Annotated in this window: 13 protein-coding genes; all 13 read left to right on the forward strand. The window is 68.6% G+C overall.

Annotated elements, in window-relative coordinates; translation table 11 throughout:
• Nucleotides 1–2: 2 nt before the first annotated feature.
• From ACX40P_RS04790 to ACX40P_RS04850, 13 genes are read left to right on the forward strand one after another with little or no spacing between them, the layout of a single operon-like run.
• Nucleotides 3–587, forward strand: a complete 585-nt coding sequence (locus tag ACX40P_RS04790; RefSeq protein ID WP_459125129.1) for a hypothetical protein — start codon at nucleotides 3–5, stop codon at nucleotides 585–587.
• Nucleotides 584–2,293, forward strand: coding sequence for a peptidoglycan D,D-transpeptidase FtsI family protein (locus tag ACX40P_RS04795; protein WP_459125130.1), 1,710 nt, complete (start codon nucleotides 584–586; stop codon nucleotides 2,291–2,293). Before ACX40P_RS04790 ends, ACX40P_RS04795 begins: the two co-directional genes overlap by 4 nt.
• Nucleotides 2,290–3,705 carry a UDP-N-acetylmuramoyl-L-alanyl-D-glutamate--2,6-diaminopimelate ligase gene (locus ACX40P_RS04800; protein ID WP_459125131.1) on the forward strand — a complete coding sequence of 472 codons (1,416 nt, stop codon included), beginning with the start codon at nucleotides 2,290–2,292 and terminating at the stop codon, nucleotides 3,703–3,705. The genes ACX40P_RS04795 and ACX40P_RS04800 overlap by 4 nt, the downstream gene beginning before the upstream one ends.
• Nucleotides 3,702–5,081, forward strand: coding sequence for a UDP-N-acetylmuramoyl-tripeptide--D-alanyl-D-alanine ligase (locus ACX40P_RS04805; RefSeq protein ID WP_459125132.1), 1,380 nt, complete (start codon nucleotides 3,702–3,704; stop codon nucleotides 5,079–5,081). The genes ACX40P_RS04800 and ACX40P_RS04805 overlap by 4 nt, the downstream gene beginning before the upstream one ends.
• A 19-nt stretch (nucleotides 5,082–5,100) precedes the next feature.
• Entirely contained in the window at nucleotides 5,101–6,171 is a 1,071-nt protein-coding gene (mraY, locus tag ACX40P_RS04810) for a phospho-N-acetylmuramoyl-pentapeptide-transferase (protein WP_459125133.1), read from the forward strand.
• Nucleotides 6,168–7,430 carry a Mur ligase family protein gene (locus tag ACX40P_RS04815; RefSeq protein ID WP_459125134.1) on the forward strand — a complete coding sequence of 421 codons (1,263 nt, stop codon included), beginning with the start codon at nucleotides 6,168–6,170 and terminating at the stop codon, nucleotides 7,428–7,430. Before mraY ends, ACX40P_RS04815 begins: the two co-directional genes overlap by 4 nt.
• Nucleotides 7,427–8,638, forward strand: a complete 1,212-nt coding sequence (locus ACX40P_RS04820) for an FtsW/RodA/SpoVE family cell cycle protein (protein ID WP_459125135.1) — start codon at nucleotides 7,427–7,429, stop codon at nucleotides 8,636–8,638. The genes ACX40P_RS04815 and ACX40P_RS04820 overlap by 4 nt, the downstream gene beginning before the upstream one ends.
• A gap of 8 nt (nucleotides 8,639–8,646) precedes the next feature.
• Nucleotides 8,647–9,738 carry an undecaprenyldiphospho-muramoylpentapeptide beta-N-acetylglucosaminyltransferase gene (gene murG, locus ACX40P_RS04825; RefSeq protein ID WP_459125136.1) on the forward strand — a complete coding sequence of 364 codons (1,092 nt, stop codon included), beginning with the start codon at nucleotides 8,647–8,649 and terminating at the stop codon, nucleotides 9,736–9,738.
• Entirely contained in the window at nucleotides 9,735–11,144 is a 1,410-nt protein-coding gene (gene murC / locus ACX40P_RS04830) for a UDP-N-acetylmuramate--L-alanine ligase (protein ID WP_459125137.1), read from the forward strand. Before murG ends, murC begins: the two co-directional genes overlap by 4 nt.
• Nucleotides 11,141–11,335, forward strand: coding sequence for a hypothetical protein (locus ACX40P_RS04835; protein ID WP_459125138.1), 195 nt, complete (start codon nucleotides 11,141–11,143; stop codon nucleotides 11,333–11,335). Before murC ends, ACX40P_RS04835 begins: the two co-directional genes overlap by 4 nt.
• Before the next feature lie 32 nt (nucleotides 11,336–11,367).
• The gene (gene murB, locus ACX40P_RS04840) at nucleotides 11,368–12,279 is read left to right on the forward strand and encodes a UDP-N-acetylmuramate dehydrogenase (RefSeq protein ID WP_459125139.1); all 912 of its coding nucleotides are present in this window, start codon (nucleotides 11,368–11,370) and stop codon (nucleotides 12,277–12,279) included.
• The gene (locus tag ACX40P_RS04845) at nucleotides 12,276–13,202 is read left to right on the forward strand and encodes a D-alanine--D-alanine ligase (RefSeq protein ID WP_459125140.1); all 927 of its coding nucleotides are present in this window, start codon (nucleotides 12,276–12,278) and stop codon (nucleotides 13,200–13,202) included. The genes murB and ACX40P_RS04845 overlap by 4 nt, the downstream gene beginning before the upstream one ends.
• Nucleotides 13,199–14,089 carry a cell division protein FtsQ/DivIB gene (locus ACX40P_RS04850; RefSeq protein ID WP_459125141.1) on the forward strand — a complete coding sequence of 297 codons (891 nt, stop codon included), beginning with the start codon at nucleotides 13,199–13,201 and terminating at the stop codon, nucleotides 14,087–14,089. Before ACX40P_RS04845 ends, ACX40P_RS04850 begins: the two co-directional genes overlap by 4 nt.
• Nucleotides 14,090–14,169 lie beyond the last annotated feature (80 nt).

Below are 14,169 nucleotides of genomic sequence, written 5' to 3' on the forward strand. Positions count from 1 at the left end.
TGATGGCGGTAACTGGCTTCAAGGGCTTCGGATATCTGCTGTGCTTCGCGACGGTGTCGCCGGCCTGCTACATGGTGTCGTCGCAGGTCGCGGCCGAGCGCGGCCGCGTCGAGGCGGTCGATCGCGCGATCCTGCAGGCGAAGATGGACATCCGCCGGCTGGAGACGGAGTTCGACACGCGCGCCAACCACGACCAGCTGGAGCGCTGGAACGGCGACGTGCTGGCGCTGTCGGCGCCGCGGCCCGAACAGTATCTGGCGAGCGACACCGGCCTTGCCGCGCTGCGCCCGACGCAGGCCGGAGCCACCAACGTCGCTGCGCTAGTAGTACCGACCGGTGTGACGACGCCGACCGTGGTCGCCGCGGTCGTGCCCGCTGGGGCCGAGCCCGCGCAGACCCGCGCGGTGGTGACGCCCGCCGTGGCGACGCCAGTTGTCACCCGCGCCGCCATGCCGATGCAGACGGCGGCAAGCCCCGCCGCGCGCGGCCGGATGAAGGTAGCGATGCTCGATGCCGGCCTGCTGAGCGAATCGACGCTCGGCGATCTGGCGTCGCGCGCCCGTGCCGAACGGGTCGCGTTGCGGTGATCGTTCTCGTCGCCCCCCAGGCCGGCGACCGCCGGCGCGAGGCCGGGCGGCATTCGCTCGTCAGTGTCGCCCACCAGCGGCTGATGGTTCTCATGCTGTTGTTCGCCTTCGCCAATTTCCTGGTGGTGGGAAAGCTCGGCTGGATGGCGGTCAATGCGACGCCGGCGACGACGCGCGACGGGGCGGCGGCGCTGGTGCCGTTGCGCGGCGACATCGTCGATCGCAACGGCGCACCGCTCGCGCGCACGATCGACGCCTGGTCGATCGGCGTGCAGCCGCACAATGTGATCGGCGACAAGGCGGTGCTGGCGCAGAAGCTGGCCGAGCTGATGCCCGAGCAGGATGCGGCCTATTATTTTCGCATGCTCAACGCGTCGGTGCGCTTCACCTATCTGAAGCATCGCGCGATGCCCGAGCTGGTCGCGGCGGTAAACGCGCTGGGCGATCCCGGCATCACCTTCGCGCGTGAGCCCGAGCGATTGTATCCGCAGTCGACGCTGGGCGCGCAGCTGCTCGGCTATCTGAACGCCGAGCGCGGCGGCGTGCGCGGAGCCGAGAAGGTGCTGAACGCACGACTGACCGACCCAGCGCTCCGCAAGGACCCGGCGGCGCTGTCGATCGACCTGCGCGTACAGGGGGCACTGGAAAACGAGCTAGGCCGTGCGATGGCGAGCTTCCAGGCGGCGGGTGCGGCGGGCATCGTGCTGGACGTCCACACCGGTGAAGTGCTGGCGATGTCGTCGCTGCCCAGCTTCAACCCGAACAAGGTGCAGTCCGGCGAGGGCGGCATCCTGAACAACGTGACGCAGAGCGTCTACGAACTGGGTTCCGCGTTCAAGCCGATCGCGATGGCGGCGGCGATCGACAGCGGCGTGGTGACGTCGATGGCGCGGCGCTTCGACGCGACTCAGCCGCTGCAGGTCGGTCGGTTCAAGATCAAGGACGACCATGCGCAGAACCGTTGGCTGAATATTCCCGAAACGCTGATCCATTCGTCGAACATCGCGACCGCGCGGATCGCCGACGAAATGGGGCAGGAAAAGCTCTCGGCGATGTTCCGCAAGCTGGGCTTCGACACCGCCCCCGACATCGAGATCGAGAAGGCACGTCCGCTCTGGCCGAAATACTGGGCGCGCACGACGACGATGACGACCGCCTATGGCCACGGCATCGCGGTGACGCCGCTGCATCTCGCCAACGCCTATGCGACGCTGGTCAACGGTGGCATCTGGCGGCCGACGACGATCATGAAGGTCGCGCCGGGCCATGCTGCAGCCGGACGGCGGGTGATTTCGGAGGCAACGAGTGCGCGGATGCGCCAGCTGCTCCGGCTCATCGTGACCGACGGGACGGGCAAGAAGGCCGAGGCGCCGGGCTTCCGCGTGGGCGGCAAAACCGGCACGGCGGAGAAGCCCGGGGCGGGCGGGTATAACAAGCGCGTCAACGTTTCGACCTTCGCCGCGGCTTTCCCGATGGACAACCCGCGCTATGTCGTGATCGCCATGCTCGATTCGCCCAAGGGAAATGCCGAAAGCTTCGGCCTGACCACCGCGGCCTGGACGGCCGCCCCGGTCGTCAGCCGCGTCATCATGCGCGCCGGCCCGTTGCTTGGCGTGCGCCCCGACCTGCACCGCGATGTCGACCTGTCCGACATCACCCCGCTGATCTGGCATGCGCCGGGCGAAAAGACGGGCGCGGCGGAATGAGGCTCGGCACCCTGACCGGCGGTAGCGAGGCGGCGGTCGTCACCGGCTTCGCGATCGACCACCGGAAGGTCGCGCCGGGCACGGTCTTCGGTGCGTTCGAGGGGGCACGGGTCAACGGCGAGGATTTCATCCCCGCCGCCGTCGCCGCCGGGGCCATCGCCGTCGTCGCTCGGCCCGGCGTGGCGGTGGAGGGAGCAACGCTGATCGCCAGCGATTCGCCGCGCGCGTGCTTCGCCGATCTGGCCGCACGCTTCTTCGCGCCATTTCCGGCGACGTGCGTCGCCGTCACCGGCACCAACGGCAAGACCTCGACCGTCGAGATGACGCGCCAGCTGTGGCGGATGGCGGGGCATCATGCCGCCTCGATCGGCACGCTGGGCGTCACTACCGCCGACGACAGCGTGTCGACCGGGCTTACGACGCCGGATGTCGTCACCTTTCTGTCCAACGTCGCGGGACTGGCGCGCGAGGGCGTGACCCATCTAGCGTTCGAGGCGTCGAGCCACGGCTTGTCGCAATATCGTACCGAGGGGCTGGCCGTCACCGCCGCCGCCTTCACCAACCTCAGTCGCGATCACCTCGACTATCACGGCGACATGGCGAACTATCTGACCGCGAAGCTGCGGCTGTTCGCCGAGGTGGTGCGCGACGACGGCACGGTGGTGATCTGGGCGGACGATCCGCATGCCGACCCGGTGTTCGCGCTGGCGCAGGCGCGCAAGCTGACGATGCTGTCGGTCGGCGAACATGGCGAGACGCTGCGCCTGGTCGACCGACATCCGACATTGCTGGGGCAGGGACTGACGATCGAGGCCGACGGGCGCACGCACAAGGTGAACCTGCCGCTGATCGGTGCCTATCAGGCGGCGAACGCGCTGACCGCGGCGGGGCTGGTGATCGCGACGGGTGGCGATGTCGCGCAGACGATCGCGAACCTCGCGCGGCTGGCGCCGGTGCGCGGGCGCCTGGAGCGGGCGGCGATCGCGCGCTCCGGTGCGCCGGTCTATGTCGACTATGCCCATACGCCCGACGCGCTGGATGCTGCCATCGCCGCGCTAAGGCCGCATGTCGCTGGCCGGCTGATCGTCGTGTTCGGTGCGGGCGGCGACCGTGACATGGGCAAGCGCGAACCGATGGGACAGGCTGCGACGGCGGGTGCCGACGTGTCGATCGTCACCGACGACAATCCCCGTTCGGAAGACCCGGCGGCGATCCGCGCCGCGGTGCTGCGCGGCGCGCCGGGCGCGATCGAGATCGGCGACCGGCGCGCCGCCATCGCCCATGCGATCGAACTGGCCGGGCCGGACGATATCGTGCTGATCGCAGGTAAGGGGCACGAGGGCGGGCAGATCGTCGGCGACCGCGTGCTGCCCTTCGACGACGTGGCCGTCGCGCGCGAGTGTGCCGCGTGACCCTTTGGACCTCTGCGGAAATCGCCGCCGCGACCGGCGGCGTCGCCAACGCCCAATTTGCGGCGACCGGCGTCACCTTCGATTCGCGGGAAGTCGGCCCCGGCGACCTGTTCGTCGCGCTGACTGGGGAGGAAACCGACGGTCATCGGTTTCTGGGCGGCGCGCACGAGAATGGCGCGGCGGGGGCGCTCGTCTGCGTGCCGACGACCTATCCGAGCGTCACCGTCGACGACACCACGCGGGCACTGCAGGATTTGGCGCGCGCCGCCCGTGCGCGCGCCGATGCAGTCGTGATCGGCGTCACCGGATCGGTCGGCAAGACCGGCACGAAGGAGGCCATCGCCGCCTGCCTGAACCGTGCCGATCCGGGCCGGGTGCACTGGTCGGTGAAGAGCTACAACAACCACACCGGCGTTCCGCTGTCGCTGGCGCGGATGCCGGCGGATACGCGGTTCGGCGTGTTCGAAATGGGGATGAACCACGCGGGCGAACTGGTCGCGCTGGCGAAGCTCGTTTGCCCGCATATCGCCGTCGTCACCGCGATCGCGCCGGCGCACACCGCCTTCTTCTCGGGCGAAGAGGCGATCGCCGATGCCAAGGGCGAGATCTTCACCGGGCTGATGCCCGGCGGCACCGCGATCGTGCCGTTCGACAGCCCGCATCGCGACCGGCTGATCGCCGCGGCGACGCCGTATGCGGGACGCATCGTGACGTTCGGCAGCGGCAAGGGTGCCGACGTCCGCGCGATCGACGTGATGCCGGTCAAGAGCGGCGGCACCTTCGTCACCGCGCAGGTCGGGACGCGCGCGCTGTCCTTCACGATCGCGCAACCGGGTGCGCACTGGGTGTCGAACGCGCTGGCGGTGCTGGCCGTGGTCGATGCGGCGAGCGGCGATCTGGGCCTTGCCGGGCTGGCACTGGGCGACATGGCGGGGCTGCCGGGTCGCGGTGCGCGCTTCCGGGTCGCGGCGGGCGACGGCAACGCGCTGGTGATCGACGAGAGCTACAACGCCAACCCTACGTCGATGCGCGCGACGCTGGCGGTGCTCGCGACCGAGCCGTCGCGGCGGATCGCGGTGCTGGGCGGGATGCGCGAGCTGGGCGAGGCCAGCGCTGACTATCATGCCGGGCTCGCCGGCCCCATCGACGAAGCGGGGCTTTCGCACGTCATACTGGTGGGCGAGGAGATGGCGCCGCTGGCCGCGATGCTTGAGGGGCGGGCCGATTTCGTTCATGTGGCCGACGCCGCGCAAGCGCGCGAACGCCTGAACGCGGTGCTGGCCGCCGGCGACGCGGTGCTCGTCAAGGGATCGAACGGGATCGGGCTGTCGGCGGTGGTCGCCGGACTGCGCACCCGTCAGGCTGCTGCGGCGTGACCATGTTAGGGGCCTGCTGATGTTGTACTGGATCGCCGAATATCTCGGCTTTCCCGGCGTTCTGAACCTCGTGCGCTATCTGAGCTTCCGCTCGGGCGGCGCGGTGGCGACGGCGCTCGTCGTCGGCTGGATCATCGGGCCGAAGTTCATCGGCTGGCTGCGCGTACGACAGGGCAAGGGGCAGCCGATTCGGCTGGACGGCCCGCAGACCCACCTCGCCAAGGTCGGTACGCCCACGATGGGCGGGCTGATGATCCTGACCGCGCTGACGTTCAGCGTGCTCGTCTGGATGGACCTCAGCAATCCGTACGTCTGGGCGTGCCTGTTCGTGACGCTCGGTTTCGGGATGATCGGGTTCCTCGACGACTACGACAAGGTGCGTAAGGCGAGCACGGCTGGCGTATCGAGCCGCGTGCGCCTGCTCGGCGAGTTCGTCATCGCGATCGCCGCCGCCTATGTCATCACGCGCCACAACGGCACGCACCTGTACGTGCCGTTCTTCAGCTATTTCTCGATCGATCTGGGGCCGCTCTACATCCTGTTCGCCGCCTTCACGATCGTGGCGTTCGGCAACGCGGTGAACCTGACCGACGGGCTCGACGGGCTGGCGACGATGCCGGTCATCATCGCGTCGGTGACGTTCATGATTATCGCCTATCTGGCCGGCAACGCGCGCTACGCGACGTATCTCGGCATCCCGCACGTGCTGGGGGCGGGCGATCTCGCCATCTTCTGCGGCGCGGTGATCGGCGGGGGGCTGGCCTTCCTGTGGTACAACGCGCCGCCGGCGGCGGTCTTCATGGGCGACACCGGCAGCCTAGCGCTCGGCGGGGCGCTGGGCACCATTGCGGTCGTCGCGCATCACGAGCTGGTGCTGGGTATCGTCGGCGGGCTGTTCGTGGTCGAGGCGCTGAGCGTCATCATCCAGGTGTTCTTCTACAAGCGGACCGGCAAGCGCGTGTTCCGAATGGCGCCGATCCACCATCATTTCGAGCAATTGGGCTGGAGCGAGCCGACCGTCGTCATCCGCTTCTGGATCATCAGCCTGGTGCTGGCACTCGCCGGCCTGTCGACGTTGAAGATCCGGTGATTGCCAGCACCGCCTGGGCGGGCAGGAGATATGCCGTGCTCGGGCTGGCCCGCTCGGGCGCTGCGACGGTGCGCGCGCTGCTGGCGAGCGGGGCGAGCGTCGTAGCGTGGGATGCGGACGAGGCGAAGCGCGAAGCCCTCTCCCAAGCGGGGGAGAAGGCTCTGAAGCTCGCCGATCCGTTGACGATCGACCTAACCGGCTTCGACGGCATCGTCGTGTCGCCGGGCGTTCCGCTGAACCGCCACCCGATTGCCGCACACGCGGGCGACGTGCCGATCATCGGCGACATCGAGCTGTTCGCGCAGGCGCGCGCGGAACTGCCGCAGCACAAGGTCGTCGGCATTACCGGCACCAACGGCAAGTCGACTACGACCGCCCTCGTCGCGCATATCTGCGAGACGGCGGGGCTGCCGACGCGGATGGGGGGCAATATCGGCCTGCCGATCCTGGCGCAGGAGCCGCTCCCCGACGGCGGCGTCTATGTGCTGGAGCTGTCGAGTTATCAGATCGACCTGACCTACAGCCTCGACTGTGATGTCGCGGTGCTGCTGAACATCACGCCCGACCATCTCGACCGCTACGACGGCTTTGACGCCTATGCCGCCAGCAAGGCGCGGCTGTTCGCGATGCAGTCGGCGGGGCGGGTCGCGGTCCTCGGGACGGGCGAGGTGGCTTCGGTTCCCGACGCGATTGTCGTCGATGCGGACGCACCGCTCGACCAGTTGCGCTGGCCGGCGTTGCAAGGCCCGCACAATCGCCAGAACACGCTTGCCGCCATCGCGACCGCGCGCGCTTTGGGCATCGGTGATGACGCGATCGAAAACGCGCTCGTCAGCTTCCCCGGCCTGCCGCACCGAATGGAGCGGATCGCGACGGTGAACGGTGTGCTGTGGGTCAACGACAGCAAGGCGACGAATCCCGACAGCACCGCGCCGGCGCTCGCGGCCTATCCCCGCGTTCACTGGATCGTCGGTGGGCAGGCGAAGACCGACGATCTCGATGCGTGCCGCCCCGGCTTCGGCCATGTCGTGCGCGCCTATACGATCGGGGAGGCGGGCCCGATGTTCGCGCGCCTCCTGGAGAATGCGATGCCGGTGACGGAGGCGGGAACGCTTGCCGATGCCGTCGGCGCCGCCGCGCGCGAAGCGCAGCCGGGCGACACCGTGCTGCTGTCGCCAGCGTGTGCGTCCTTCGACCAGTTCAAGAGCTTCGAGGATCGCGGCGACCAGTTCCGCGCGCTGGTCGAGGCGCTGGCATGAGTGCGACAGCGCGCGACGACGGCAAGGGCCTGCGCGGGCGGGTCGAGGGCAGCCTCGGCCGCGCCAATCGGGGGCCAGTCGCGATGTGGTTCTGGGAGCTGGATCGCGTGCTGCTGCTGCTCGCGTTCCTGCTGATCGCGATCGGACTGATCGCGGTCGCGGCGGCAAGCCCGGCGACGGCGAAGCGCTATTCGGACGGGGCGCATCAGCTGGCGCCGATGTATTATTTCTGGCGGCAGGCGATGTGGGTCGCGCTGTCGATCCCCGTCATGCTGGTCGTGTCGATGTTCCCGACCGCGTTCGCTCGTCGCTTTTCGCTGGTGCTCGCCGCGATCTTCTTGCTGGCGCTGCTGGCGACACCGCTGATCGGGGTCGAGGTGAACGGGGCGAAGCGCTGGCTAGGGGTCGGCATCTCGCAGTTCCAGCCTTCCGAGTTCCTCAAACCGGTGTTCATCGTCGCGACCGCGTGGCTGCTGAGCCTGCGCGCGCGCGATCCCGACCTGCCGATGGTGCCGGTCACCTTCGCGCTGACGGGCCTCGTCGGTGGCACGCTGATGCTGCAGCCCGATTTTGGCCAGACGATCGTATTCGGCAGCGTGTGGATGATCCTGCTGATGGTGTCGGGGGTGTCGGCGAAGACGATCGGCGCATTCATCGGCGCCGGGCTGGCGGGGATCATCGCCGCGTATGTCTTCTACGACACGGCGCGCATCCGCATCGACAATTTCCTGTTCCCCGATCGTACGGGTGCCGGCACCGATCATTACCAGACCGACATGGCGCATGCGACGATCACCGCGGGCGGCGTGACCGGGACGGGGCCGGGCGGCGGCGTCGTCAAGTTCCGCCTGCCCGAGGCGCACACCGATTACATCTATTCGGTGGTCGGGGAGGAGTTCGGCCTGCTCGCCTGCGCGATCATCGCCATCCTGTTCCTGACGATCGTCGTGCGGGTGTTCGTGAAGCTGCTGGACGAGGAGGACGCGTTCCGCGTGCTCGCCGCCGCCGGCCTCGCCGCGCAGTTCGGCGTGCAGGCGACGATCAACATGGCGGTGAACACCGGCCTCGCCCCGTCGAAGGGCATGACCTTGCCCTTCATCAGCTATGGCGGGTCGTCGATGATCGCGCTGTCGATCGGCATGGGGTTGCTGCTCGCCTTCACGCGACGAAACCCGTATCTGCATCGCTCGCCGTATATCGTGCGGTAGGGAGGTTCATGAGCAAGTCGCGTCACTACGTCCTCGCGGCCGGCGGCACCGGCGGGCATATGGTGCCCGCCGCCGCACTGGCGGCCGAACTGTCGAAGCGCGGTCACCGCGTCGCGCTGGTCAGCGACGAACGGGGGGTGCGCTTTCCGGGGCTCTTCGACGGCGTCCAGACGCACGTCCTGCCGGCCAGCCGCCTCGCCGGCGGGCCGGTCGGGTGGATGCGCGCCGGGCGGCAGATGCTGACCGGGCGGGCGATGGCGCGCGAGCTGTATCGCACGTTCCGCCCCTCCGCCGTCGTCGGTTTCGGCGGCTATGCCGCATTGCCGGCGCTGCTCGCCGCGTTCGCGGAAAAGGTGCCGGCGGTCGTCCATGAGCAGAACGCGGTGCTGGGCCGGGTCAACCGGCTGGTGGCGGGGCGGGTGCGGGCGATCGCGACCTCCTACCCCGATGTCGCCCGGCTGCCGGCCCGTCATGCGGGCAAGGTGCATCTGGTCGGCAATCCGGTGCGCGAGGCGATCCTGCGCATCCGCGAACGGCCCTATCCAGTGCTGGAGGAGGACGGCCTGTTTCGCGTGCTCGTTACCGGCGGCAGCCAGGGGGCGACGGTGCTGAGCCAGGTGGTGCCAGACGGCCTCGCGCTGCTGCCGCTGCATTTCCGCCAGCGGTTGCAGGTGACGCACCAGGCGCGGATCGAGGATATCGACGCGGTGCGCGCGAAATATGCCGAGCATGGCATTCCGGCGGAGACGGCGACCTACCTGCCCGACCTGCCCGAGCATCTGGCCTGGACGCACCTCGTCATCGCGCGTGCGGGCGCATCGACCATCGCCGAACTGACCGCGGCGGGACGTCCCGCGATCCTGGTGCCGTTGCCGAGCGCCACCGACGATCACCAGACCGCCAATGCGAGCGAGATCACCGCGGCGGGCGGCGCCCGGACGATCGCGCAGCCCAGATTCACGCCGCAGGAACTCGCCAAGCAGATGCAGAAACTGGGTCTCGAAACCGCCGCCCTTCAGAACGCGGCGGCGCGCGCGCACGCCTGTGGCCGGCCCGACGCGGTGACCGACCTCGCCGATCTGGTGGAGGGGCTGGCATGAAGGGTGTCGCGACCGACATCGGCACGATCCACTTCGTTGGGATCGGCGGCATCGGCATGTCGGGCATCGCCGAGGTGATGCACAACCTCGGCTACCGCGTGCAGGGCAGCGATGTGGCGGAAGGGTATGTCGTCGAGGGGCTGCGCAAGCGCGGCATCGCGGTCACGATCGGGCACGCGGCGGAGAATGTCGCGGAGGCCGCCGTCGTCGTCACCTCGACCGCGGTGAAACGCGGCAATCCGGAGGTCGAGGCGGCGCTGTCGCAGCGGATACCAGTGGTGCGGCGCGCGGAGATGCTGGCGGAGCTGATGCGGCTAAAATCGACCGTCGCGGTCGCGGGGACGCACGGCAAGACGACGACGACCAGCATGATCGCCGCGATCCTGGACGCGGGCGGGATCGACCCGACCGTCATCAACGGCGGGATCATCAACTCCTATGGCTCGAACGCGCGGCTGGGCGCCTCCGACTGGATGGTGGTCGAGGCGGACGAGAGCGACGGCAGCTTCCTGCGGCTCGACGGCACGATCGCGGTCGTGACGAACATCGATCCCGAACATCTCGATCATTACGGCAGCTTCGAGAAGGCGAAGGACGCCTATGTCGAGTTTGTCGAGAACGTGCCCTTCTACGGCGCGGCGCTGCTGTGCCTCGACCATCCGGAGGTTCAGGCGCTGATCCCGCGCGTGCGCGACCGGCGCATCGTCACTTATGGTTTCGCCGCGTCGGCCGACGTGCGCGGCGTCAACGTCGTGCCCTATCCGGGCGGCAACCGGTTCGAGGCGATCGTCCGCCACCGCGACGGCACGACACGGTCGATCGAGCACATCGACCTGCCGATGCCCGGTCGCCACAACGTCCAGAATGCGCTGGCGGCGATCGGCGTCGCGCTGGAACTGGGCATCGACGATGCGACGATCGCCAAGGGGTTCGAGCGCTTCACCGGGGTCAAGCGGCGCTTCACCAAGGTCGGCGAAGTCTTCGGCGCGGTGGTGATCGACGATTACGGCCACCACCCGGTCGAGATTCGCGCAGTGTTGTCGGCGGCACGAGAGAGCGCGCAGGGCCGGGTGATCGCGGTGGTGCAGCCCCACCGCTATTCGCGGCTCGGCAATCTGATGGACGACTTCCAGGGCGCGTTCAACGACGCCGACATGGTCTATGTGACCCCGGTCTATGCCGCGGGCGAGGCGCTGGTCGAGGGCGTCGATGCCGATGCGCTGGTCGACGGGCTGAAGCGGCGCGGCCATCGCGCGGTGGCGAGCGTGGCCGATGCGGATGCGCTGGCCATCGCCTTGTCGGGCGAGATCGGCGCGGGCGATCAGGTGATCTGTCTCGGCGCCGGCGACATCACGAAGTGGGCGGCGAACCTCGCCCCCGCGATCGAACGCGCGAGGACGGCATGAGCGATTTCTTCTCCACCGCACTGGCCTTCCAGCAGGAAATCCTGCGCGCGCAAAAGGCGCAGATGGATGCCGCGCAGAAGATGCTCGACGCCGGCAAGCAAGTCGCGGCGGCGCAGGACGTGACACAGAAGGCGGCCGAGGCGAATCTGAAGGCGTGGAAGAGCTGGGCGGCACTGTGGGGGTGGAAGTGAACGCCACGTCCGTTCGCCCTGAGCCTGTCCAAATGCAGGGCTTCCAAAGGCTCAGCCCGACCGATATCGGGGTCCGCGGCAAGCTCACCCCGCACGCCCCCCTCGCGCCGCTGGTGTGGTTCAAGGCGGGCGGTGCGGCGGAGTGGCTGTTCGAGCCGGCAGATGTCGACGACCTGTCCGACTTCCTCGCTGTGCTCGATCCGTCGGTGCCGGTGATGGGCCTCGGCCTCGGCTCCAACCTGATCGTGCGCGATGGCGGCGTGCCAGGCGTCGTCGTGCGATTGGGCAAGCCTTTCGCCACGGTCGAGCATGTTGATCGGTGCATGTTAACTTGCGGGGCTGGAGCGTCGGGCATTCTGGTATCATCCCGAGCACGCGACTTAGGCATCGCAGGGCTTGAATTTCTTCGGTCGATCCCCGGCACGGTCGGTGGATTCGTTCGAATGAATGGTGGCGCCTATGGTCGGGAGATTGCCGATGTGCTGCTCCACTGCGACGTGGTGCTGCGTTCTGGAGAAGCTCGGACGCTTGGCGTCGATGAAATGTGTTATAGCTATCGCCATTCTGACCTTTCAGACGATGCGATCGTATATTCCGCGACATTGATGGGGAAGATCGGTGAGCCGGCCGCCATCCAGGCCGAGATGGACCGCATCGCCGCGGCGCGCGAGGCGTCGCAGCCGCTGCGGTCGAAAACCGGCGGTTCAACCTTCAAGAACCCGGAAGGGCACAAGGCGTGGGCGCTGGTTGATGCCGCCGGGTGCCGCGGGCTGACGCGCGGCGGGGCGCAAGTCAGTGAAAAGCATTGCAACTTCCTGCTCAACACCGGCGATGCGACGAGCGCCGATATCGAGGGGCTGGGCGAGGACGTGCGGGCGAAGGTGCTGGCGCAGTCGGGGGTGGAACTGGAGTGGGAGATACAGCGCGTGGGGGTAAAGTCATGACCACCCCCCTCCACATCGTCGTGCTGATGGGCGGTTGGTCCGGTGAGCGGCCTGTGTCGCTGATGTCCGGCGCGGGCGTGGCGGATGCGCTGGAGTCGCTCGGCCACCGCGTCACGCGCCTCGACATGGGGCGCGACGTCGCCGCGCGGCTGGCCGAAGCGGCACCGGATCTCGTCTTCAACGCGCTGCACGGGGCGCCGGGCGAGGACGGCACGGTGCAGGGCATGATGGACCTGATGGGCCTGCGCTATACGCACAGCGGCCTCGCCACCTCGGTCATCGCGGTCGACAAGGTGCTGACGAAGAACCAGCTGGTGCCGCACGGCATTCCAATGCCCGGCGGGCGCGTGGTCAAGTCGGCCGAGCTGTTCGCGGGCGACCCGCTGGCGCGACCCTATGTGGTGAAGCCGGTCAACGAAGGCTCGTCGATCGGCGTCGCGATCGTCACCGACGACGGCAACTACGGTAATCCGATCGGCCGCGACGTCGCGGGGCCTTGGCAGGATTTCGACGAACTGCTCGCCGAACCCTATATCCGCGGGCGCGAGCTGACCACGGCGGTGCTCGGCGACAGGGCGCTGGGCGTGACCGAGATCGCACCAAAGACCGGCTGGTACGACTTCGACGCGAAGTACACCGATGGTCTCGCCGATCACGTCTTCCCGGCGCAGGTTCCAGACGACATCACCGACGCCTGCAAGCGCATCGCGATCGACGCGCATCGCCTGCTGGGGTGCAGGGGGGCGAGCCGGTCGGACTTCCGTTGGGACGACGACCGCGGTGTTGATGGCCTGTTCCTGCTGGAGGTGAACACCCAGCCCGGCATGACGCCGCTCAGCCTGGTGCCGGAGCAGGCCGCCCATTGCGGCATCACCTATCCGCAACTGGTGCAGTGGATCGTCGACGAGGCGATGAACGGATGAGTCGCGCGCCCGCTACCCGGTCGCTGAAGCGCAAGCCGCAGTCGGGGCGCGGCGGGCGTCGTCCGGCGAAGAAGGTCGGCCTGCTCGACCGCACACTGGCCGCGCTGCCGATCAGCGAGGAGACGCTGCGCAAGACCACCGGCTGGGCGATGTTCGCCGCCGCCTGCGTCGTGTTGCTGACGATGGCGTCGTGGCTGGGCATTCCGGGCGCGGTCGGGACGGCGGTGGCGGAGACGATCGGGCGGGCGGGCTTCCGCGTCGAACAGATCGAGGTGACCGGCCTGAAGCGGATGGAGCGGATGACGGTCTATGCCGTCGCGCTCGACCAGCGCAGCCAGGCGATGCCGCTAATCGACCTGGACGGGGTGCGCGCGCGGCTGCTCGACTATCCGTGGATCGCGGACGCGCGCGTGTCGCGGCGCCTGCCGGACACGCTGGTGATCGACATCGTCGAGCGGGAGGCGGTCGCCGTCTGGCAGAATCACGGCCAGCTGATGCTGATCGACGCGACCGGCCGCCCGCTGGAGCCGGTGTCGGCGCAGGCGATGCCCGCGCTGCCGCTCGTCATCGGAGACGGTGCCAACGAGCGCGAGCCGGACTATCAGCGCCTGATCGCCGCCGCGCCCGCGCTGAAGCCGCTGGTGAAGGCGGCGACCTGGGTCGGCGACCGGCGCTGGGACATCATGTTCGACAGCGGCGAGCGCCTCGCGCTGCCCGAGGGCGAGGCCGCGGCGGCGAAGGCGCTGGCGAAGTTCGCCGAACTGGATCGCGCCGACCGGTTGCTGGGCAAGGGCTATGTCCGTTTCGACATGCGCGACCCGGCCAAACTGGTGCTGCGTCTGCCGGACGGGCAGGAGAACAGGACGATCACGGGGGAGGGCGCTTAGGCGGCCACGCACACATCTGCCGTTCGTGCTGAGCGAAGTCGAAACACATGGTGCACGGACCCTTCGACTTCGCTCAGGGT

It is taken from the genome of Sphingomonas sp. RS2018, from assembly GCF_054489605.1.